We start from the raw sequence: 20,838 nt of genomic DNA, 5'->3' as shown, positions 1-20,838 counted from the left end.
TGTCCGCGCGAACGTGTTTCGGGGGTGGCGTGGCCTGTCGGGACTGTCGTCTTCACGATAGTGTCCCGGACCGGTCGACAGCCGGTCCGGGACACGTTTCGAAGGGTGGTCAGGCGGTGGGCTTGTGCACGCGGTCGGCGTGGAATTCCAGCAGCGCCGCGAGGGTCTGTTCCGGTGCTTCCAGCTGGGGGTAGTGGCCGATGCGTGGCAGCTCCACCACGTCCGGGCTGGTGATGAGTTCGCGGTAGCGCTGCGCCATGTGGCCGCCGGACACGGGGTCGGATACGCCGTCGAGGAGCCGGATCGGGATCTGGGCCTGCTGCAGTGCGCCCACCCAGCGCTGCCGCTGTTTGCGGCGTTCGGCCATGTAGCGGATGAGTTTGTGACCGTTGCGTTTTCCGTGCTTGCTGCACCACAGCAGCCAGAATTGGTGCAGTTCGACGTCGGCGGGTTTGGTGTCGGGCCCGAACACGGTGGCCAGGTTGCGGTGGAAGGTACGCTCGGTGCCCAGTATGCCGACGAGCGGGCCGAGGGGGCCGGCCAGCAGTCGCTGCACCGGACGTGCGCGGTGCGCCTCGGGGAACAGGCCGCCGTTGAGCAAGAACACCGATTCGATCACCAGTGATTCGTCGCCTGTCGCGCGGCGTTCGGCGTCGCGGGCGAGCAGTTCCTGGGCGACGGTGTCGCCGTAGTCGTGGGCGAGGATGTGGAATCGGCTGATGCCTTGTTCGCGCAGCAGGTTCTCGTGGATGTCGGCTTGGTCGGTGATGCGGTAGTCGTAGTGGCGAGGTTTGGCCGACCAGCCGAAACCGATCATGTCGGGGGCGATGACGCGAGCGAAACGCTCGCACAGACCGGGCCAGATCCGGTGCCAGTCCCAGGACGCGGTGGGAAAACCGTGAATGCATACCAGCGTCCCGTCGGCGCCTGAGCCTCCGTCGCGCCAGAAGATCTGGTGGCCGCGATGAGTGTGGCGTCGTCCGTTCGCCCGCCAGGACGCGAACTCCTCCATATCTACCTCCTTGTCGTCGACAAGCATGGCGCGTGGGTGCGCCCGGGCACAGTAGTTCGGTCGACCGCGCACATGTCATCTACCGCGCGGACGGTTTGCCGATCGTGCGCTCTGCGAGAATGCCACCGTGCATGTCGCGATCGGCTTGGTTGTTCTCGTCGCGTCGGCGGCCGCGTTGGCGGCGCTGGCGCGCCGGTTCGGGGTCTCCGAACCGTTGGTACTCACGATGGGCGGGGTGGCGGCGTCGTATCTGCCGTTCGTGCCGGAGATCCACCTCGAGCCGGAGATCATTCTGCTCGGTTTCCTGCCTCCTTTGCTGTATACCGCCGCGATCCGCACGTCGCTGGTGGATTTCCGGGCAAATGTGCGCACGATCGCGTTGTTGTCGGTGGGGTTGGTGTTGTTCACGACGTTCGTCGTGGCGGTGGTGGTGTGGTGGCTGCTGCCGGTGCCGTTCGCGGTCGCGGTCGCGTTGGGTGCGGTGGTGGCTCCGCCGGATGCGGTGGCCGCGACGGCGGTGGCGCGCCGGATCGGGATGCCGCGGCGGATCGTGACGATTCTGGAGGACGAGTCGTTGTTCAACGACGCGACCGCGCTGGTGGCGTTGCGTACCGCGCTGGCCGCGACGATGGGCGCGGTGTCGGTGTGGGAGGCCGGGGCGGACTTCTTGCTTGCCGCCGGTGGTGGCGCCGCGATCGGGATCGGCGTGGCGTACGTGCTGGCGGTGCTGCGCCGCCGCATCACCGATCCGGTCATGGACACCACGTTGTCGTTTCTCGCGCCGTTCGTGGCGTATCTGCCCGCCGAGGGCATTCACGCCTCGGGGGTGATCGCGGTGGTCACCTGCGGCATGATCCTCGGTCACAACGCGCCGGCCTGGCAGAGCGCCGCGTCCCGGATCGCCGAGCGCATCAACTGGCGCACGATCCAGTTCATTCTGGAAAGCGCGGTGTTCGTCTTGATCGGGCTGCAAGTGCGCGGGATCGTGGAGGGTGCGTGGCACAGCGAGCTCGATCACGCCACGCTGCTGCTGACGGCGCTGGCGGTGCTGGCCGCGACGATGCTGGCGCGTCCGATATGGGTTTTCGGCTCGGCCCTGTTGTCGCGCGGTCTCGGCGCCGGTGAGGCGGTGCCGGTCCGGCATCTGGTGGTGGTGTCCTGGGCGGGGATGCGGGGGGTGGTGACACTGGCGGCGGTGCTGCTGCTGCCGCAGGACACAGCGCAGTTGGCCGTGCTGAAACTCCTGGCGCTGGTGGTGGTGGGTGGAACGCTGCTGCTGCAGGGGACATCGCTGCCGTGGCTGGTGCGACGGCTTCGGTTGCGTGCGCCCAGCCGCGCGGAGGATGCGTTACAGAAGGCCAACCTGTTGCAGCAGGCCACCGCGGCCGGTCTGGCGGCACTCGAGCAGCAGATCACGCCGGATACCCCGGACGGGGTGGTGCAGACGTTGCGCGATCGCGTCCTGTGGAAGGCCAACGCTGCCTGGGAGCGGCTCGGGCGGGCGGAGTCGGAACTGGTGACACCCACCGCGGAATACCGGCGGCTGCGGTTGGCGATGTTGCGCGCCGAACGGGAAACGGTGTTGCGGGTGCGGGATTCGGGCGCCGTCGACTACGAGATCCTGCAACACGTGCTGGCGCAGTTGGATCTGGAGGAATCGATCATCGACCGCTTCGACGAGGCCGAGGAGGAGCGCGTCGAACCGATGGCCGTCGCGATGGCCGACGACGTGTGCGCGCATCTGCGGGATGCGCCGCTGGTGCGTACGCACGCCGGGCCCGACGAATGCGCCGAATGCCTCGCCGAAGGGCTGGCGTGGGTGCATCTGCGGATGTGCCTGTCGTGCGGGCACGTGGCCTGCTGCGACTCCTCGCCGGGCAATCACGCGAGCAAGCATTACGCCGGAAGCGGCCATCCGGTGATGCGCAGTGTGGAGCCGGGTGAGGTGTGGCGCTGGTGCTTCGTCGATGAACTGCTCGGGTAGCGGTGCGGAGTCAGCGCTGGGCGTGGGAGTAGATCAGGCGCGCGTATTCGGCGAGCAGTTGGTCCAGCGACAGGTTTTCGCCGCCTGCGGCGATCTGCTGGTAGCCGACGAGCATCGCCATGCCCAGTGAGGTGACCACGGCGGCGGTGTCGTCGTCGCCGACGACGCCTTTGACCGCTTTGTGCACGGTGCGCCTGCGGGATTCGTCGACGCGTTTGAGTGCGAGGTTGACCGATTCGTCGTTGGCCGCCCAGGCGCGGATGGCAGCTTCGGCGGCATGGTGCAGGCCTGCGGCGAGATCGGACATCGCGCGGATGTCGTCGTCGGGGTTGCCCCTGTTGAACGGCATGGTGCCCAGAATGCGCACTTGGCGGTTTTCCCAGTGCTCGAGCAGGGCGTCGACGAATCCCTGCCAGCTGCCGAAGTGGTGGTAGAACGACCCGCTGGTGACGCCGAGTTGCCGGCACAGCACACCGATGTTGAGACCTTTGAAGCCGAGTTCGGCGAGCACTTCCAACCCGGTGTCGAAGTACTGCTCCTTGGTGACCACTCGTGACATACGCGCGCCGTTCTCTTCGTTCGGTCAGGGGGAGGGACCGAACAGTACCGCATCGTAGCGTCGGTCGGACCGAGCCCGGGAAGTACCGATGCGTATCCCGAGAAGACTCTTCGGTACCTGTTACCTGCTGAAATACCTAGCGGCCGAACACGATGCGTCGCGGCGTGACGCGCGCGCTCGATAACAGAGCAGCCGCTCTGTTATTGTGTCGGCATGCCCCGCCCTCGGACGCACGACCCCGACACCGTGCTCGACGCCGCGGAATCACTGGCCGTTCGCTCCGGCCCCGCCGCGGTCACCACGCGCGCGGTCGCCGCCGCCACCGGCATCTCCAACGGCGCGATCTACCACACCTTCGGATCCCGCGCGGAGCTGCTCGGGCGTACCTGGTTACGTGCCGCGCGTCGCTTCCTGGACCTGCAAACCGCCTTGGTCACCGCGGCATCGGACCGGCACGACGACGTCGAAGCCGTGGTCGCGGCCGCCGAGGCGCCCGCCGTCTTCGCCGAGCGCCACCCGGACTCCTCGCGGTTGTTGCTCGCCGTGCGGCGCGAGGAACTGCTGGGCGAGGTGCCCGACAGCATCGCCGCCGATCTGGCGGCCACCGACGCGGTGCTGGTGGAGTTGCTGGTGCGGCTGTCGCGCCAGCTGTGGCAGCGCGGTGATCGCCATGCCGTGGACGTCATGACGTTGTGCCTGGTCGATCTGCCCACCGCCGTGCTGCTGCGCCGCGACCGGCTGGCCGATCCCCACGCACGGGACTACCTGCGCAGCGCCGTGCGCGCCGTGCTCGCCGTCGGCCCGCCGCCGCTTTGACCCCCCCGACACTCGACCCCGAACGGAAGGAACCCCCCATGCCCACACTCGACTACCACGACAAGATCGCCGTTCTCGATCTCGGCGGCGACGAGAACCGTTTCTCGCCGGACTTTCTCGACCAGGTCGGTGCCCACCTCGACACCGCTCTCGCCGACGGCGCCCAAGGCCTGGTCACCACCGCGGGCGGCAAGTTCTACTCCAACGGACTGGACCTGGACTGGCTCGGCGCCCACCCCGACCGTGCCGAATGGTACGTCGAGCAGGTGCAGGCGCTGCTGGCGCGCGTACTCACCCTGCCCATGCCCACCGCCGCCGCATTGCCCGGCCACGCGTTCGGCGCGGGCGCCATGCTCGCCATCGCCCACGACTACCGCCTGATGCGCGCCGACCGCGGCTACTTCTGCTTCCCTGAAGTCGACATCCACATCCGCTTCACCCCCGGCATGGCCGCCCTCATCCAGGCCAAGCTCACCCCGAAAAGCGCCGTCGCCTCGATGACCACCGGCCGCCGCTTCGGCGGCATCGATGCCGCGGCCCTCGGCATCGTCGACGCCACCGCCGCAGAAGGGGCTGTCACCGACGCCGCCGTGGCTCTGCTCGCCCCGCTGGGCGGTAAAGACCCCGGCACCCTCGGCGCGATCAAGAACACCATGTATGCCCCTGCCGTCGCGGCGTTGACTGCCTGAGCGAACACGGCCGCCGCTGCCTACTTCCATCGTGCGGGAATTGGCGGTACCGCAACGTATTCCGGATCCGATATCCCGGGATGACGCGGCCTCGGAGTGTATCGGCTCCTCTATTCATCCGCCGTTCACCCACTCGACAATTACGCCGTACAGGCTGCGAACTTCATATTTTTTCGGCCTTTAGGGAGTAACTGTGGAAATTCTCGCTGTTTTCGCCGACGTCTGGAACGCCGTCCTGCAAGCCGGGAGCGGCAGCGCGGCCTGATCCGCAACCGGCGCGGTCCGGTCCGAGTCGCCGGACTGCGTCGTGCGCTCCCGAGCACCTGCTCACCGTCGGCTGTGCCGCTGGCCCGAGTTCTCGCGCTCGGCGCATCCCGACGCTGCGATACCGACGAAAGGCCGCCGCGGCAGCCGAGTACGCGAGCAGACCGCGCTGCGCCGAGCCCGTGCACCAAACGCTGGAGCAGGCGTCTCGTGCACGGATGCGCTCACAGCGTGAACGTGAGGCGCTGCGGCCGGATGTAGTCGGCGGGATCGTGCAGTGCGCGCAGTTCCGGTCGTCGTGCCGCGGGAATCCTGTCCAGTTCCGTGCGCAGCGGCGCGTCGTAGGTCGCCGCGCTCGCGGTGAGTCCGGGCAGCCAGTTGTCGTGATGGGACGGGACGAACAGTCCCGGGGTGAGCGCCTCGATGTAGGTGCGAGGATCACGCAGGCCGTTGCTGATCTGGTTGTAGCCCTGCACGGCTCCGATCTGCACGTCGGTGGGCGGTAGCGCGGCCAGCACGTCGAACACGTGCGGCGCGCGTTCGGTGAGCGGGCCGGTGGAGTCGTGCCACACCAGGCAAAAGCCCGGCACCCGGAACTGATACAACAGCACTCCGCCCTCGGCGTCACGCAGCCGCGCCACCCCTTGCAGCAGGCCGCCGAGTGTCGGCGGGTGCGTGCGCACGACTCCCGGTTCCGGGCGGGGGAAGAACCGTGGTGAGCCGCCGACGGGATCGGGCGGGGTGCGTGCGGAGTGCAGATGCCGCACGACGGTGACCTCGACCGCGCCGACGGTGTAGTCCTCCCTGGTGCCGATCGCGGTGTCCGCGTCACCGTGCGGGGCGATGGGGAACGCCGGATCGGTGACTTGCGCGGCGATATTCGCGCAATGCTCGGCGGTGCCGTGGACGGTGGCGCCGGTGGCCTGAGCGATGCGGCCGGCGTCGCCTGCGTGGTCGAAGTGTCCGTGACCGATGAAGATCGCCGCCGGGGCGAGATCCGCCAACTGCTGCGGGGTGGTCGGGACGTATCCGGTGCTGGTCAGCCGCGGCACCCAGGCGTCGAGCAGGAACACCGAACCGCCGATGGCCAGGGCGTAGGTGGTACAGCCGGCCCACGACAGCACGACCCGGTCGGTGCGCGGCGCACCGGTTGCCGGGTCGAGGGTATCGGCGCCGAAGAACCGGGTCCGCGCCGCGACCGTGCGTGGATCGGCGGGGCCGGCCGGGTGCCGTAGCCGTCCGGCTGCCGAAGTTGTCAGTTTGCCGCCGGGACCGAACAGACCCGCGCCGGGAAGCTTGCACACGCCGCTACCCCATCACGGGCGAACGGTTGCGGGCAAGCGGATCGGTTACAGGCGGATACCGAGGAGTGCGTCGACGGCGGTGGCGAACAGGGCCGGGGCTTCGGTGTCCCGGCCCCCGTATTCGAGGGCTTGGCGGGCCCAGTTGTCGAGCGCGTCGAGTGCGTTGGGGGTGTTCAAGTCGTCGGCCAGGTGCAGGCGCACGCGGGCGACGGTGTCGGCGGCGGAGGGACCCGCCGGGTGGGCGGCGGCCTCGCGCCACAGCCCCAGCCGCCGCTGCGCCCGCTCGAGCAGGGCGTCGGTCCACATCCGGTCCTGGCGGTAGTGGCCGGCCAGCAGGCCGAGGCGGATGGCGGCCGGGTCGACGCCGTCGCGGCGCAGCGCCGAGACCAGCACGAGGTTGCCGCGGGACTTCGACATCTTCTCCCCGTCCAGCCCGATCAGGCCGGCGTGCACGTAGTGGCGGGCGAAGCGGCGCCCGGCGATGAGCGACTCGGCGTGCGCGGCGGAGTATTCGTGGTGGGGGTAGATCAGGTCGCTGCCGCCGCCCTGGATGTCGAATTCGGGGCCGATGCGGTTCAACGCGATCGCCGAACACTCGATGTGCCAGCCGGGGCGGCCAGGGCCGAACGGGGCGGGCCAGGACGGCTCACCCGGACGCGCCGCGCGCCACAACAGGGCGTCGATGGTGTCGCGTTTGCCCGGACGATCCGGGTCGCCGCCGCGTTCGGCGAACAATCGCTCCATGGTGGCGCGGTCGTAGCCGGATTCGTAGCCGAACTGCTCGGTGGCGTCGGCGCGGAAGTAGATGTCGGGGAATTCGGCGTCCTCGACGATGTAGGCCGCGCCGGAAGCCAGCAGTTTCTGCACGAACTCCACGACTTCGTCGACGGATTCGACGGCGCCGATGTAGTCGCGCGGCGGCACGATCCGCAGCGCGGCCATGTCCTCGCGGAACAGATCGGTCTCCGCGGCGCCCAGTTCGCGCCAGTCCTTGCCGTCGCGGGCGGCGCGTTCGAACAGCGGATCGTCGACGTCGGTGACGTTCTGCACATAGTGCACCTGGTGGCCCGCATCGCGCCACAGGCGGTTGACCAGATCGAAGGTCAGATAGGTCGCGGCGTGCCCGAGGTGGGTGGCGTCGTAGGGGGTGATGCCGCAGACGTACATCGTCGCGGTGGCGCCGGGGGTGACCGGGCGCACCTGACGGTCGGCGGTGTCGTACAACCGCAACGGCGGTCCTGCTCCGGGGACGGTGGGGAGGGCGGTATCGGACCAGGACTGCATGCTTACGAGGGTAGAGGTGTGGTGGAGATCATCGGTCCCCGGCCCGGTGCCCGCGACCCTCCGGCCGGTGCGTTCGCCAGCCGCGACCTGCGTCTTCCCGCAAAATGTGAGATGTCAATGATTTCGGTTTCGCTGAATCAGCCGTCGGTGCGGCGGGTGGGATCGATGATCGTGTTGGGCGTGATCGCGAACGTGCCGTCCAGCTCGGGGATGTCGGGATCGGTGTCGGCGAGGGCGAGCTGGGTGAATGTGCCGCGGGCGACGTCGAACTCGAGTTCGTGGTAAGCGACCGTATCGCCCCAGTCCGCGGAAGGCAAAGAGATGAATCGCATGGTGAATCGCCCGGAGTCCACCGAGCCCTCGGTGAGGACGTAGACGCCGAAGTGGTTCTCCCCCGCAGAGCTCAGCCAGTAGACGCCGTTGTCGTAGAGGTGCAGGTCGGTGTCGGGATACGGCTTCTTGTCGTAGAGGTGCACGTAGTGCAGCGCGATGCGGTAGGTGGGCGCGCCGATGACGATCCGCACCGCCGGTGCCGCCCGGTCCGGAGTGGAGTGGGACATCGCGTCCTCCTGGTCGTCGCGCCGAGTGTTCGAAGCTTCAACTGTGCCAGGAATCCGTTCGCCGTGGCGTCGGCCGGGCAATCAGAAGGCGGGCCACGGAATGGGGCGGGAGGTGCGCGGCACCGGCATGACCGGTTCGTCGAGCAGTTGCTGAGTGCGTTCGATCAGTGCGTCGATCTCGGCGTCGGTGATGTGCGCGCTGAGGGTGTCGGCGAACGCGCCCGGCAGCTGTTTGGCGAACGCGGTGATGTCCGCGATCAGGCCGTCGCCGAGGGGTTGACCGGCCCAGCCCCACAACACGGTGCGCAGTTTGTACTCGGCATGCAGGCAGATGCCGTGGTCGACGCCGTAGACCTGCCCGTCCAGCCCTTCCAGCGCGTGCCCGCCCTTACGGTCGGCGTTGTTGAGCAGCACGTCCAGTACCGCCATGCGCTGCAGGCGCGGATCGTCGGCGTGGATCAGCGACACCTCGTTGCCCACGTCGTCCACCGCGCGCAGCACCTCGCGGAATCCCTCGGGCACCGTGCCCGCGGGGCACAGGTCGATCAGGTCCAGGCGGTCGCCGCGGTCGGTGTGGTTGTCCACGCCGACGACCCAGCGCTGCACCATGCCGGGACCGAAAGGGCCTTCGCGCAGAATGGTTTCGGGAATCACGCCCCAGCCGATCGCCTCGGAGATCAGATACGAGGCCACTTCACGCCCGGCGAGGGTGCCGTCGGGGAAGTCCCACAGTGGTCGTTCGCCGCGGATCGGTTTGTAGACCACGCGCAGCGGTGCGCCGTCGATGGCGGTGCCGGTCACCTCGCAGACCAGGGTCACGTTGCTGGCGGTGCTCACCCGCCCGATCACCGTCAGCTCGCCGCTGTGGAATCCGTCCCCGGTCTCGGCCACCGAATCACTCCTCTAGTTCGGCCGCGCCGAAGATGTCACCGCGCTTGTAGCCGTTGGTGCGCACGCACATGTGCCCGCGCGCCGAGAGCGGTTCCCCGCACAGTGGGCAGGGCGGGCGGCCCGCGGCGATCACCCGGGTGGAGCGCAGCGCGAATTCGCGGGCTTGGATCGGGGTGAGGAACACCCGCACCGCGTCGGGGCCCTCTTCGGTGTCGTCGAGCACCACCGACTCGTCGACCTCGGTCTCGGTGATCGCCAGTAGTTCCACCACCACCGCGCCCGCGTCGGCGTCCCAGCCCAGGCCCATGGTGCCGACGCGGAATTCCGCGTCGATCGGGGTGACCAGGGGGGCGTTGTCGCTGACGTCCTCGGCTTGCGGGGGCACTTCCGCGCCGAAGCGGCGCGCGACCTCGTCCAGCAGCAGACCCATCCGGTCGGCGAGCACCTTCACCTGCTGCTTTTCCAGCAGCACGCTGACCACGCGCGGCTCCTGCACCGCCTGCAGATAGAACGCGCGATCGCCCGGCTCACCGACGGTCCCGGCGACGAAACGATCGGGGGTGCGGAATACATGGATTGCGCGTGACACATGCACCTCCTGATACGTGACCCTGATCGACTACCCGCGGTGCGGGGATTCCATACAACGACCGGTCGGTTGTTTACAAGGAATCTCGGCGCTCCGCATTCCCATTATCCGCACTGCCGGTGGGGCCGAGTTCGCCACCGGGGACCGGCCCGGAGGTCTGCGGTCCCGGTGCTCCCGAGGCCGCTGCCGGGCGTTGCGCGCCGGCGGCGGCGAGGGCGGACAGGTCGGCGCCGGTGTCGTTGAGCCGCCACACGTAGGGCGCGGTCGGGGTGTAGCGCACGACGCTGATCGAGGCGGGCTCGACCATGATGCGCTGGAAGCCGTCGAGATGGATGCCAAGCGCGTCGGCGAGGACCGACTTGATCACGTCCCCGTGCGTGCACGCGACCCACAGTGCGTCGCGGCCGTGCTGCTCGGCCAGGGCGCGGTCGTGGTCGCGGATCGCGGCCACCGCGCGCGCCTGCACCTGCGCCAGGCCCTCACCGCTGGGGAACACCGCACCGGAGGCATGCCGCTGCACGACCTTCCACAGCGGTTCCTCGAGCAGTTCGGCGATGGGGCGGCCGGTCCACTCGCCGTAGTCCACCTCGAGCAGCCGGTCGTCGAATACCGGTTCCAGTCCGAACTTTTCCGCCAGCGGTGCGACCGTGCGCTGACAGCGCAGCAGCGGGGAGTGCACGATGCGTTCGATCGGCAGCCCGGCCAGTCGTTCGGCCACGGCTCTCGCCTGCTCCTCGCCGCGCTCGGTGAGCTCGACGCCGGTGCTGCGACCGGCCAGGGTGCGGGCGGTGTTCGAAGTCGACACACCGTGCCGCAACAGGATCACCGTCATGCGGCCAGCCTAGCGATCATGTCGCCGAGACCACCCCGCCCGCCAGCAGTCCCATGATGATCGCGCCCAGCACGATGCGGTAGCCGACGAACCAGTACAGCGAATGCCGTGCCACGAAACGCAACAGCCACGCCACCGACGCGTAGCCGACCACGAATGCCAGCGCGGTGGCCACCAGTAGTTGCGGCCCGCTGGCGTTGAGTCCCTCACCAGCGGGTTCGAACGCGTCCGGCAGGCTGAACAGGCCCGATGCGGTGACGGCGGGGATGGCCAGCAGGAACGAAAACCGTACGGCCGCTTCGCGCTCCAAGCCCAGGAACAGGCCCGCGGTCGAGGTCGCTCCCGAACGGGAGACGCCGGGGATCAAGGCCAGGGATTGCGCGAAACCCATGGCCAAGCCGTCGCGGGTGGTCAATTGCTCGATGGAGCGTTCCTTGCGGCCGAAGTGCTCACCGGCGGCGATGACCAGGGCGAAGAAGATCAGCATGAACGACACCAGCCACAGATTGCGGGCGCCGGTGCGGATCTCGTCTTTGAACAGGAACCCCAGCACACCGATGGGGATGGTGGCGATGATCACATACCAGCCGATGCGATAATCGAGTTCGCGCTGGGCCTGTTCGTCGAGAACGCGCGTGTGGTCGGCGGTGATGACCGGAAGTCTCGTGGTGGGCTGATCGTGCAGCGGGAGTTCCTGGCGACCGCGTGTGCTGACCCGCTCACGCACGCCCGCGAACCAGGCCAACACGATCCGCCAGATGTCCTTGGCGAAGAACACCAGCACCGCGGCCTCGGTGCCCAGCTGGGTGACCGCGGTGAACGAGGCGCCCGCGTCGTCGCCGAAGAAGACCGACGACACGATGCGCAGATGCGCCGAGGAGGAGACCGGCAGGAACTCCGTGAGCCCCTGCACCAAGCCCAGTACCAAGGCCTGCACCCAGGTCATCGACTCGCCAACCACGAACCATCCTCCACTTCCGCCCGAAATACGGGTTCCTACCTGGGCATTGGTGCGGCGGTCGGTCGCTTCTGCACGACTGCCGCCCCAATCTCGCAGCGACAGTACAGTGTCGAGATCGCGGCGGCGTGCCCGGCTGTTGCGCTACGGCCACCGCGCGAGTTCGCGACAGTGGCGGGTTCCCGCGCACCGACGCGCGACCCACTGTGCTGGTGGGCGCCCGGTCGCGTATCCACACTCTAGGCTTGGCGCCGTGACGAATGCGCGGACACGGTGATGGAACAGCGGACGGTGGGCCGTAGCGGCCTGCGGGTGTCGCGGATGGGCCTGGCGACCCATACCTGGGGTTCGCACACCGACGCCGAAGACGCCGCGGGCCAGTTGGTGGCGTTCGTCGAGGCGGGCGGCACGCTGGTGGACACCTCCCCCGCCTATGCGGGCGGGGCCGCGCAGCGCATCCTGGCCGAGTTGCTCGGTGATCTGGTCTCGCGCGACGAGCTGGTGCTCAGCGGTTGCGCGGGCACCGCGCCGTGGGGGTTTCCCCCGGCGGGGGTGCCGGTGCCCGCGCAGGTCACGGTGGACACGTCGCGGCGGGCGCTGCTGCGGCAACTGGATCGCACGCTGCTGGAATTGGGCACCGATCACCTCGATATCTGGAACGTGGCGGTGTGGGATCCGCGCACGCCGCTGGAGGAGGTCGCCTCGACGCTGGAGCAGGCGGTGCGCTCGGGCCGGGTGCGGTATGCGGGGGTGCGCGGGTTCGGCGCCTGGCAGCTGGCCAGCCTGGCCGCGGTGGCGCCGGTGACCGCGGCGCAGACCCCTTATTCGCTGCTGGCGCGCAGTGCCGAAGCCGACGTCGTGCCGGCGGCGCGGTTTCACGGGGTCGGGGTGATCGCCTCGGCGCCGTTGGCGGGCGGCATCTTGACCGGCAAGTACCGCGACGGGGTTCCCGCCGACTCCCGGGGCGCCGACGAGGCGACCGCGGCGGAGATCCGCAGTGGTCTCGACGAGCGCGCGACCCGGGTGGTGGACGCGCTGGTGACCGCCGCGGACGGGCTGGGCACCTCGCCGCTGGCGGTGGCGTTGGCCTGGATCCGGGACCGGCCCGGCATCGCCAGCATGATCGTCGGCGCCCGCGACATCGGGCAGCTCACCGGCGTGCTGGCCGCCGAGACCTTGGAACTGCCGCGGGCGATCGCCGCGGCCCTCGACGACGTCAGTGCACGCGCCGAGTGACACAGATTAGCCTTGCCTGCATGAGCACTGCAGTGACCGGGGGTGGGCGGGGGAACCGAGTCCGAGCGGGGTGGTTGCGTACGGTCGCGGCCCTGTTCGTGGCGAGCCTGCTGGCCGGGTCGGTCGCGTGTGCCACCGACGCCGGTTCCTCGCACGGCGGGCACGGGCCGACGACGGCGACGCTGACCGATCTGGATCCGGTGCCGATCGGGCCGGAGCCCACGCCCGCGTTGCCGGTGACGGTGCGGTCGTTCGACGGTGCCGAGGTGACCGTCACCGATGCCTCCCGCGTCATCGCCGTGGACCGCTACGGCACCCTCGCCCAGATCGTGTACGCGCTGGGATTGGGGCCCAGGCTGGTCGGGCGCAGCACGTCGGCGGCGTTTCCCGCGGTGCGGGAGGTGCCGAACGTGGCGGGGGGAAACGGGTCGCTGAATGTGGAGTCGGTGCTGGCGATGCGGCCGTCGGTGTTCTTGACCGATACCACCAGCGCCGCGCCCGCGGTGCGTGAGCAGTTGCGCGCGGCCGGTGTCACGGTGGTCTATTTCGATCCCGAGCGCACGATGGCCGGGGTGGGACCGCAGATCGAGGCGGTCGCGGGCGCGTTGGGGGTGCCGGAGCGGGGGCAGGCGCTGGCGCAGCGCACCCGCGACGAGATCGCCGCGGCGAGTGCCGCGGTGCCCGCTCGGGATCCGCGGTTGACCATCGCGTTCCTGTATCTGCGGTCCACTGCGATCACGATGCTCGCCGGGCCCGGGTCGGGGGCGGATGCGTTGATCGCGGCGCTGGGCGCGCGCGACGCCGGTGCGGTCGCGGGGTTGAGGGAGCCGTTCACCGCGATCACCAGTGAGGCGATGATCGGTGCGGCGCCGGATGTGCTGCTGGTGATGTCGGACGGGTTGAAGTCCGTCGGTGGTGTGGAGGGGTTGCAGAAGGTGCCCGGTATCGCGCAGACCCCGGCCGGGCGCGACCGGCGGGTGGTGGACATGTCCGATGCGGTGCTGCTGAGTTTCGGCCCCAACACCGGCCGGGTGATCGCGGCGCTGAGTGCGGCGGTGTACGGCACCGGGCACGCATGAGCGTTTCGCGGACCGAAGCGGCGCGGCCGCCGGTGACGCCCTTGCCGAAGTCGCGCAGTCGCTCGCGGGTGCTGCTGGTGTTCGCGGTCGCGGTGGCCGGGCTGGTGGCGCTGGCATTGGCGTCGGCGGCGATCGGGCAGGTGCCGACGACGCCGGCGGAGGTGGCGGGCAGCGTGCTGCACCGGATCGGGCTGGACCTCGGGCCGATGCCCGCGCATCCCTCGGGTGAGGTGACGCTGTGGGAGGTGCGGTTTCCTCGGGTGGTGCTGGCGATGCTGGTGGGTGCGGCGCTGGCGACAGCGGGTGCGTTGTTGCAGGGTGTGTTCGCCAACCCGCTGGCCGAGCCGGGGGTGATCGGGGTGTCGGCGGGTGCGGCGGTCGGCGCGGGCACGGTCATCGTGGTGGGCGGGGCGTTCGTGGCGGCCTGGTCGGTGGCCGCGGCGGCGTTCGTCGCGGGGCTGGCGACGACGTCGCTGGTGTATCTGCTGGCGCGCTCTGGCGGCCGCACCGAGGTGGTCACGTTGGTGCTCACCGGTGTCGCGATCAACGCGTTCGCGGGTGGGTTGATCGCGCTGCTGCTGTTCGTGGCCTCCCCCGCCGCACGCGATCAGATCGTGTTCTGGCAGTTGGGTTCGCTCAACGGGGCGACCTGGGAGTCGGTGGGTGTGGTGGCGCCGCTGACCGCGGTCGGTGTCGCCGCGGCGGTGGTGCTGGCGCCGCGGCTGGATCTGCTGGCGCTCGGGGAGTCGGCGGCCCGTCATCTGGGTGTCGACGTGGAGCGTTTGCGGCGCGATGTGATCGTGGTGGTGGCGGTGCTGGCCGCCGCCGGTGTCGCGTTCACCGGCATCATCCTGTTCGTCGGGCTGATCGTCCCGCACCTGGTGCGGATGCTGGTCGGTCCCGCCCACCGGGTGCTGATTCCGCTGAGCGCCATCGTCGGCGCGGTGGTCCTGTTGGCCGCCGACGTCACCGCCCGTTCCCTGGTCGACAACGCCGACCTCCCGTTGGGCATGCTCACCTCCCTGATCGGCGGCCCCGTCTTCTTCTGGCTGCTGCGCCGCACCCGAGCCCGTTCGGGAGGCTGGGCATGAGCCTGCGTTTCGTTCGTCGAGTGGCACATGGCTGCGGGAGACGCCGAGAAGCCTGCTCGATGGTGTGCCACTCGTGGCCGGGAGGTGTGGGGTGAGGTTGTTGCGGACGGTGCATGAGTTGCCGGGGTGGCCGCAGCGGGGGGATGTGACGGTGCGGGCGGCGGGGGTGAGTGTGCAGCGGCGTAGTGGGGGGCAGGCGCGGCGGGTGCTCGAGGGTATCGACTTCGAAGCGGTCGCGGGGCAGGTCGTGGCTTTGGTGGGGCCCAATGGGGCGGGTAAGTCGACGTTGCTGGCGGCGCTGGCGGGAGAATTGGCGCCAGGTGCGGGAGCGGTGGAACTCGACGGGCGGCCGTTGGCGCACTGGACGACGTTGGACATGGCCCGGCGGCGGGCGGTGTTGCCGCAGACCCACACCCTCGGGTTCCCTTTCACCGCGCGTGAAGTGGTGGCGATGGGCCGCGCGCCCTGGGTGCGCACCGAGCGCCGCGAACTCGACGAGCAACAGATCGCCGCCGCGATGGCCGCCACCGACGTCGAACACCTCGCCACCCGCTCTTTTCCGACCCTGTCCGGCGGTGAACGCGCCCGGGTCGCGTTGGCCCGCGTGCTGGCGCAGGACACCGCCACCCTGCTGTTGGACGAGCCGACCGCCGCCTTGGACCTCGGCCATCAGGAAGCCGTGTTGCGTTTGGCCGCCGCTCGTGCGGCCGACGGCGCGGCGGTGGTCGTCGTCCTGCACGACCTGGGTATCGCGGCCGCCTACGCCGATCGGGTCGCTGTGCTGGACGCCGGTCGCATCGCCGCGGATGGGCCGCCTCGGGCGGTGCTGACCACCGACCTGCTCACGCGTGTCTACCAGCATCCGGTGGAAGTTCTCGACCACCCGGTGACCGGGGCGCAACTGGTGCTTCCCGTCCGCCGCTGACCCGCGCAGGTCGGCTACCGGCCGCGCGGAGTGTGGTCGTCGCTGTGCACGCCGCGGCGCGGTGTGCGCCGGTGGCCGGTGTTCGGATCGAGTCGCAGAGCGGTGACCACGTCTGCCCGCCGATCAGCGCCCGGTGCAGCAAGGCCCTGGTGCGCCGGACCCGGCGATCGGCGCTGTCGGCGATGTCCTGCTCCTCCGGCTACTCGTTCGGGGCCCGGGCTGTGTGCGCCGAATAGAACGGATACGGCGCTTTTCGCTGGTGAGAGTGCCGATGTCGCGGGTTGGCTTATCGCAGTGATCGCCAGCGCCCCGGCAGCTTCCTGAAACCGGCCGGCGACCGCAGCGGCGATGGTGTGCGCACGGCGTTGAGATTGCAAGCAGCAGAGCCTTTCCGCACAACTTACGGTTGTGGCTTGCCGCCGGCCGGTTGTTTGATTCCGGCTTCTCGGCCTTGCTTTGATCACTGCCGTCGACAGCGAGGTTTGGAGCGGGAGGTACGCAGCGTGGTGGCCGGACGATCGCTGGGTAGGCAGTTCGGATGGTTGTGGGCGTCCTACGCAGTCAGCGCCTATGGCTCCGGGCTGGGGTTCGGTGCGTTACCGCTGATCGCCGTGCTGGTGTTGCACGCGAGCCCCGTTCAGGTGTCCGTGCTGTCAGCGGTGGGGCCGGCAGTGGGCGCGCTGATCGCGTTGCCACTCGGGCCGTGGGTGGAGTTTCGCCGCAAGCGGCCGGTGATGATCACGATGGACCTGGTCCGGTTCGCGGTCATGCTGTCGATCCCGGTCGCCTACGCTTTCGGCCGGCTCGGGTTCGCCCAGTTGATGGTCGTCTCGGCCGTGGTCGCCGCGGCCAAGATCGCCTTCAATGCGGCCGGCGGCGCCTACCTCAAGGCCGTCGTCCGGCCGGAGGATCTGCTCGTGGCCAACGCGCGGTTCGAGTCGACGACGTGGAGCTCCATCGCCATCGGGCCACCACTGGGCGGGGCGGTGGTCGGCCTGTTCGGACCGGTCACCACGGTGGTGGTGGACGCGCTGAGCTACCTGTTGTCGGCCCTGGGGGTCACAGCGATTCGCGACCGAGAACAACACCCGCAGCGAACCGGCAAGCGTCAGCTCCGGGCCGGTGAGTTGCTCGACGGCTGGCGGCACCTGCTGGCTCATCCCGGCCTACGGGCGCTCTACCTCAACCAGTTGCTCGTCAGCGGACTGATCATGGCCACCGAGCCGCTGTTGGCGGTGCTTCTGCTCGGTCAGCTCGGATTCCCGCCCTGGCAGTACGGCCTCGCCTTCGCCGTCCCTTGCGTCGGCGGGCTCATCGGCTCACACCTTGCCGGCCGTGTCGTGGCCCGGTACGGCCGACACCGGATCCTCCGCACAGTGGGCACGCTGCGCGCGGTCTGGCTGATCGGCCTGGCCTTCGTCCAGCCCGGTGTCGCCGGCCTCGCGACAGTGATCGCTGTCGAGCTAGCGATCATCCTCAGCATGAGCCTGTACAACCCGGTACTGGCCACCTATCGACTCGAGCACACACCCGAAGACCGTATCGCCCGCACCCTGACGGCTTGGTCGATCAGCAGCAGCGCCGCCATCGCCATTCTCAGCGCGTTGGGCGGACTGCTCGCCGACGCCACCAGCCCACGCACGGCTATCACGATCGCAGGACTGCTGATCCTGGCCAGCCCGCTGCTGCTACCGCGCCGCCAGGATTCCCCACTCACATCCGAGCTTGCGGTCGCTACAGCTCCGGCCCGACCACAGGCGGCGGGCGGCTCGCGCCAAGCCGAATAGCGCAGCAGTCAACCCCTTTCACATACAAGCCACGCGACCACAACCAGAACTGGCCCCGAGTCACACATCGGACATCGCGGCCGAGCCGCCGATGCAGAAAGGCACCATTCATGACTGTCACCGCACTCGACTCCTCCAGCGCGCTGGTCCTCATCGACTTGCAGAACGCCATCATCAACGCTCCCACGGTTCCCTATACCGGCTCCGAGGTGGTGGCCAGGGCGGTGGAATTGGCCCGCGCCTTCCACGAACACCGCGCCCCGGTCGTCCTGGTGCGGGTCACGGCCCGCGCGGACGGATCGGATGCCGCTCCAGGACGCAGCGAGATCCCGAGCCGGCCCGGTGGCTTGCCCGAAGGCTGGGATGTCATCGTCGATGACCTCGCCGGCCACCCTGACGACATCACAGTCACCAAGCGCACCTGGGGTGCTTTCCACGGCACCGACCTCGACCTGCAACTACGCCGCCGTGGTGTCACACAGATCGTGCTGGCCGGGCTCACCACCAGCATCGGCGTGGAGTCGACCGCCCGTGCCGCCCACGAACACGGCTACCACGTCACACTCGCGACGGACGCCATGGCGGACCTGGATGTGCGCGCGCACCGCAACAGCATCGAACGGATCTTCCCACTCCTCGGCCAGACCGGTCACACCACCGAGATCATCGAAATGCTTGCCCGGACCCTCAACTGACACCCGGACCGCCGGGATCAGCCGTCCTCGTCGGGGTCGAGGTGGCCTCGTCGGGGTCGAGTGCCCGGAAGAGCACAGAGACGACGATGAAGGCGATGATCACACCGACACCCAACACTCGCATGGCCGCGATCATCAACGGGATATCGGTGGGCGGCAGAAAGGTCAGTCGGACGGGCGTTATCGCCAGATGAGTTTGAGCACCGCGGGTGTCAGCAGCATGCGGATGACGGTGGCGTCCAGGATCAGGGCTGCGATCATGCCGTAGGCGATGTATTTCATCAGCACCAGATCCGAGAACCCGAAAGCGCCGGTGACGACGATGAGGATCGCGGCGGCGGAGGTGATGACGCCGCCGGTGTGGGCGATGCCGTAGCGGATGGCCTCGGGTGCGTCCGCGCCGGCGGTGCGTGCTTCCGACACCCGCGACAGCAGGAACACCTCGTAGTCGGTGGACAGCCCGAACACCACCGTCACGATGAGCGCCAGTACCGCGAACATCAACGGTCCGGGCGTGAAATGGAAAATCCCCGCGCCGTGCCCCTCGACGAACACCCAGGTCAGCACGCCGAGGGTGGATACGAGGCTGAGGGCGCTCATCGCGACGGCCTTCAGCGCGAGCACCAGGGAGCGGAACGCCGCGTACATCAGCGCCAGCGCCGCGGCGACCAGAAGGGCCAGCAGCAGGGGCAGGCCGTCGAGCAGTCCGTTGATGCTGTCGCGTTCCAGGGCGGGCACACCGGCGACCATCACCTGCACTCCCGGTGGATCGGGGATGGCGCGCAGCGCGGCGATCACACGGTCGGCGTCGCGTTTGTCGGTTAGTCCGGCGGCGAGCACATTGATGCCGTCGGTGGTGGGCGCGGCGGGCTCGAAGCGCCCGGTCAGGCCGGGGATCTGGTTGGCGGTGTAGCGGATGTCGCTCAGTTGCCGTGCGTCGGCGCCGACCACCACCAGTTTCAGCGGTTCGGTGCGGAAGCTGGGAAACAGGGCGTCGAAACGTTCCTGCGCGACTCGCGCCGGGTTGTCGTCGGCCAGATACCGTTCGCTGAGTCCGCCGAATTCGATGTGGCGCATCGGGATGCTCAGTGCCAGCAGGGCGAGCACGATCGGCACGGCCACCGCCCAGGGGCGGCGCATCGCCCCCAGTGCCAGGCGGGAGAAGAATCCGGCGTCGATCTGCGCTTCGGTCTTGCTGCGGGAGAATCGTTGCCAGCCCAGGAAGTCGATGCGGTGTCCGGCGATGCTCAACGCGGCGGGCAACGCGGTCACCGACAGCAGTGCCGCGAGCATGACCGAGCTGATGCCGCCCAGCGGCACCGAGCGCAGTACCCCGTTGGGGAAGATGAACAGGGCGCCGAGGCTGAGGGCGATGATGGCCGCCGAGAACAGCACGGTGCGTCCTGCGGTGGCGACGGTGCGGGCGGTGGCCTCTTCGACGGTGTGGCCCGCGGCGAGTTCTTCGCGGAAGCGGGTGACGGTGAACAGGCCGTAGTCGATCGCCAGGCCCAGACTGACGAGGGTCATCACGGCGCTGGCGAAGACGTTGACCTCGATGTGATCGGTCAGTGCCCGCAGCCCGCCCTGGGTGCCCAGGATCGTCATGCCGCCGATGAGTACCGGTAGCAGTGCCCCGATCACGCCGCCGAACACGAAATACAGCAGGATCGCCACCAGCGGCAGGGCGATCATCTCCGCGCGCCGGATATCGCGCTGCATTCCGGTGTTGATGCCTTCGACGATCGGTTGCAACCCGGCCAGTTGCACGGTCGTGCCGCCGGGGCCGCCGCCGGCGCGTCCGGCGCCGAGATGGTCCTTGATCGCCGAGTAGTTCTCGACCGTCGCGGTGCCCGAGCCGCGCAATCCGACGCTGGCGAAGGCGTGGGTGTGGGTGGTGTCGGTGGCTTGGGCGGAGAAGGGGCTGTCCCAGTAGCTGTCGATCTTCTGGATGCGATCGGGATAGGCCGCCAGCAGTCCGGCCAGCTGCGCGGTGACCGGGCCGCGCACGGCCGGGTCGTCGACGGTGGCGCCGTCGGGGGCGGTGTAGAGCAGGATCAGGTCGCTGTCGGTGTCGCGGCCGAAGGTGCGGTCGGCCAGTTCGGCGGCGGCCACCGATTCGCTGCTCTCGTCGAACCACCCCTCCTGGGTCAGCCGCCCGGCGAGATCACGGCCGTACCAGCCGGAGACCAGGACGAACAGCACGAAGAAGGCCAGGACGAGGAAGCGGTTGCGGTGGACGAACCGCCCCCACCGCAGTGATCCGGAACGGCGCATCGCGTGGCG

General features: G+C 69.2%; 20 protein-coding genes. 9 read left to right on the top strand and 11 right to left on the bottom strand.

Annotated elements, in window-relative coordinates:
• Positions 1-109 precede the first annotated feature (109 nt).
• On the bottom strand, positions 110-1,012 hold the full coding sequence (locus ACFU5M_RS01525) for an alpha/beta fold hydrolase (protein WP_379042025.1): 903 nt from the start codon (positions 1,010-1,012) through the stop codon (positions 110-112).
• Between the two features lie 127 nt (positions 1,013-1,139).
• On the opposite strand from ACFU5M_RS01525, the gene ACFU5M_RS01520 reads away from it, so the two are divergent.
• Positions 1,140-2,996, top strand: coding sequence for a Na+/H+ antiporter (locus ACFU5M_RS01520; protein WP_379042023.1), 1,857 nt, complete (start codon positions 1,140-1,142; stop codon positions 2,994-2,996).
• A gap of 10 nt (positions 2,997-3,006) precedes the next feature.
• On the opposite strand, the gene ACFU5M_RS01515 is transcribed toward ACFU5M_RS01520, so the two are convergent.
• Positions 3,007-3,555 carry a TetR/AcrR family transcriptional regulator gene (locus ACFU5M_RS01515; protein ID WP_379042021.1) on the bottom strand — a complete coding sequence of 183 codons (549 nt, stop codon included), beginning with the start codon at positions 3,553-3,555 and terminating at the stop codon, positions 3,007-3,009.
• Positions 3,556-3,768: 213 nt separating this feature from the next.
• Between ACFU5M_RS01515 and ACFU5M_RS01510 the strand changes: the two genes are divergently transcribed.
• Both ACFU5M_RS01510 and ACFU5M_RS01505 read left to right on the top strand, forming a co-directional pair.
• The gene (locus tag ACFU5M_RS01510) at positions 3,769-4,371 is read left to right on the top strand and encodes a TetR family transcriptional regulator (protein ID WP_379042019.1); all 603 of its coding nucleotides are present in this window, start codon (positions 3,769-3,771) and stop codon (positions 4,369-4,371) included.
• A 38-nt stretch (positions 4,372-4,409) separates the two neighbouring features.
• Entirely contained in the window at positions 4,410-5,060 is a 651-nt protein-coding gene (locus tag ACFU5M_RS01505; protein WP_379042017.1) for an enoyl-CoA hydratase-related protein, read from the top strand.
• A gap of 488 nt (positions 5,061-5,548) precedes the next feature.
• Here ACFU5M_RS01505 and ACFU5M_RS01500 read toward each other — a convergent pair whose 3' ends face one another.
• From ACFU5M_RS01500 to ACFU5M_RS01470, 7 genes are all read right to left on the bottom strand, one after another.
• Positions 5,549-6,628 (bottom strand): MBL fold metallo-hydrolase, encoded by a 1,080-nt coding sequence (locus ACFU5M_RS01500; RefSeq protein ID WP_379042015.1) that lies wholly within the window; start codon positions 6,626-6,628, stop codon positions 5,549-5,551.
• Between the two features lie 45 nt (positions 6,629-6,673).
• The gene (gene mshC, locus ACFU5M_RS01495) at positions 6,674-7,912 is read right to left on the bottom strand and encodes a cysteine--1-D-myo-inosityl 2-amino-2-deoxy-alpha-D-glucopyranoside ligase (RefSeq protein ID WP_379042013.1); all 1,239 of its coding nucleotides are present in this window, start codon (positions 7,910-7,912) and stop codon (positions 6,674-6,676) included.
• A 137-nt stretch (positions 7,913-8,049) separates the two neighbouring features.
• A complete protein-coding gene (locus tag ACFU5M_RS01490) occupies positions 8,050-8,472 on the bottom strand; it encodes a hypothetical protein (RefSeq protein ID WP_379042011.1) in 423 nt (140 codons plus the stop codon).
• Between the two features lie 81 nt (positions 8,473-8,553).
• Positions 8,554-9,363, bottom strand: coding sequence for an SCO1664 family protein (locus ACFU5M_RS01485; protein ID WP_379042009.1), 810 nt, complete (start codon positions 9,361-9,363; stop codon positions 8,554-8,556).
• 4 nt (positions 9,364-9,367) lie between these two features.
• A complete protein-coding gene (locus tag ACFU5M_RS01480) occupies positions 9,368-9,952 on the bottom strand; it encodes a DUF3090 domain-containing protein (protein ID WP_039798216.1) in 585 nt (194 codons plus the stop codon).
• Between the two features lie 73 nt (positions 9,953-10,025).
• Positions 10,026-10,784, bottom strand: a complete 759-nt coding sequence (locus ACFU5M_RS01475) for a histidine phosphatase family protein (RefSeq protein WP_379042006.1) — start codon at positions 10,782-10,784, stop codon at positions 10,026-10,028.
• Between the two features lie 16 nt (positions 10,785-10,800).
• Entirely contained in the window at positions 10,801-11,730 is a 930-nt protein-coding gene (locus ACFU5M_RS01470; protein ID WP_379042121.1) for an undecaprenyl-diphosphate phosphatase, read from the bottom strand.
• Positions 11,731-12,018: 288 nt separating this feature from the next.
• On the opposite strand from ACFU5M_RS01470, the gene ACFU5M_RS01465 reads away from it, so the two are divergent.
• From ACFU5M_RS01465 to ACFU5M_RS01440, 6 genes are all read left to right on the top strand, one after another.
• Positions 12,019-12,978 (top strand): aldo/keto reductase, encoded by a 960-nt coding sequence (locus ACFU5M_RS01465; protein ID WP_379042004.1) that lies wholly within the window; start codon positions 12,019-12,021, stop codon positions 12,976-12,978.
• Positions 12,979-12,998: 20 nt separating this feature from the next.
• The gene (locus ACFU5M_RS01460; RefSeq protein WP_379042002.1) at positions 12,999-14,057 is read left to right on the top strand and encodes a hemin ABC transporter substrate-binding protein; all 1,059 of its coding nucleotides are present in this window, start codon (positions 12,999-13,001) and stop codon (positions 14,055-14,057) included.
• A complete protein-coding gene (locus ACFU5M_RS01455; RefSeq protein ID WP_379042000.1) occupies positions 14,054-15,148 on the top strand; it encodes a FecCD family ABC transporter permease in 1,095 nt (364 codons plus the stop codon). Before ACFU5M_RS01460 ends, ACFU5M_RS01455 begins: the two co-directional genes overlap by 4 nt.
• Before the next feature lie 91 nt (positions 15,149-15,239).
• Positions 15,240-16,073 carry a heme ABC transporter ATP-binding protein gene (locus tag ACFU5M_RS01450; protein ID WP_379041998.1) on the top strand — a complete coding sequence of 278 codons (834 nt, stop codon included), beginning with the start codon at positions 15,240-15,242 and terminating at the stop codon, positions 16,071-16,073.
• A 503-nt stretch (positions 16,074-16,576) separates the two neighbouring features.
• On the top strand, positions 16,577-17,860 hold the full coding sequence (locus ACFU5M_RS01445) for an MFS transporter (protein WP_379041996.1): 1,284 nt from the start codon (positions 16,577-16,579) through the stop codon (positions 17,858-17,860).
• A gap of 110 nt (positions 17,861-17,970) precedes the next feature.
• Positions 17,971-18,555 carry an isochorismatase family protein gene (locus tag ACFU5M_RS01440; protein ID WP_379041994.1) on the top strand — a complete coding sequence of 195 codons (585 nt, stop codon included), beginning with the start codon at positions 17,971-17,973 and terminating at the stop codon, positions 18,553-18,555.
• Here ACFU5M_RS01440 and ACFU5M_RS01435 read toward each other — a convergent pair.
• Together ACFU5M_RS01435 and ACFU5M_RS01430 are read right to left on the bottom strand one after the other, a co-directional pair.
• Entirely contained in the window at positions 18,548-18,679 is a 132-nt protein-coding gene (locus tag ACFU5M_RS01435) for a hypothetical protein (protein WP_379041992.1), read from the bottom strand. The two genes, ACFU5M_RS01440 and ACFU5M_RS01435, sit on opposite strands and share 8 nt — an antisense overlap.
• A 56-nt stretch (positions 18,680-18,735) precedes the next feature.
• Positions 18,736-20,829, bottom strand: a complete 2,094-nt coding sequence (locus tag ACFU5M_RS01430) for an MMPL family transporter (protein WP_379041990.1) — start codon at positions 20,827-20,829, stop codon at positions 18,736-18,738.
• Positions 20,830-20,838: the final 9 nt, after the last annotated feature.

The sequence above is a fragment of the Nocardia sp. NPDC057455 genome (assembly GCF_042802775.1).
Classification (GTDB): domain Bacteria; phylum Actinomycetota; class Actinomycetes; order Mycobacteriales; family Mycobacteriaceae; genus Nocardia.
The sequence above is the reverse complement of the archived record's forward strand: the minus strand, read 5'-3'. Positions and strand labels throughout refer to the sequence as shown.

Excerpts from the sequence above, each read along its gene's own strand:
- ACFU5M_RS01440 (WP_379041994.1), top strand. The coding sequence starts at position 17,971 with ATGACTGTCACCGCACTCGACTCCTCCAGCGCGCTGGTCCTCATCGAC.
- ACFU5M_RS01455 (WP_379042000.1), top strand. The coding sequence starts at position 14,054 with ATGAGCGTTTCGCGGACCGAAGCGGCGCGGCCGCCGGTGACGCCCTTG.
- ACFU5M_RS01475 (WP_379042006.1), bottom strand. The coding sequence starts at position 10,784 with ATGACGGTGATCCTGTTGCGGCACGGTGTGTCGACTTCGAACACCGCC.
- ACFU5M_RS01525 (WP_379042025.1), bottom strand. The coding sequence starts at position 1,012 with ATGGAGGAGTTCGCGTCCTGGCGGGCGAACGGACGACGCCACACTCAT.
- ACFU5M_RS01460 (WP_379042002.1), top strand. The coding sequence starts at position 12,999 with ATGAGCACTGCAGTGACCGGGGGTGGGCGGGGGAACCGAGTCCGAGCG.
- mshC (WP_379042013.1), bottom strand. The coding sequence starts at position 7,912 with ATGCAGTCCTGGTCCGATACCGCCCTCCCCACCGTCCCCGGAGCAGGA.
- ACFU5M_RS01505 (WP_379042017.1), top strand. The coding sequence starts at position 4,410 with ATGCCCACACTCGACTACCACGACAAGATCGCCGTTCTCGATCTCGGC.
- ACFU5M_RS01430 (WP_379041990.1), bottom strand. The coding sequence starts at position 20,829 with ATGCGCCGTTCCGGATCACTGCGGTGGGGGCGGTTCGTCCACCGCAAC.
- ACFU5M_RS01490 (WP_379042011.1), bottom strand. The coding sequence starts at position 8,472 with ATGTCCCACTCCACTCCGGACCGGGCGGCACCGGCGGTGCGGATCGTC.
- ACFU5M_RS01515 (WP_379042021.1), bottom strand. The coding sequence starts at position 3,555 with ATGTCACGAGTGGTCACCAAGGAGCAGTACTTCGACACCGGGTTGGAA.
- ACFU5M_RS01470 (WP_379042121.1), bottom strand. The coding sequence starts at position 11,730 with ATGACCTGGGTGCAGGCCTTGGTACTGGGCTTGGTGCAGGGGCTCACG.
- ACFU5M_RS01465 (WP_379042004.1), top strand. The coding sequence starts at position 12,019 with ATGGAACAGCGGACGGTGGGCCGTAGCGGCCTGCGGGTGTCGCGGATG.
- ACFU5M_RS01510 (WP_379042019.1), top strand. The coding sequence starts at position 3,769 with ATGCCCCGCCCTCGGACGCACGACCCCGACACCGTGCTCGACGCCGCG.
- ACFU5M_RS01435 (WP_379041992.1), bottom strand. The coding sequence starts at position 18,679 with ATGCGAGTGTTGGGTGTCGGTGTGATCATCGCCTTCATCGTCGTCTCT.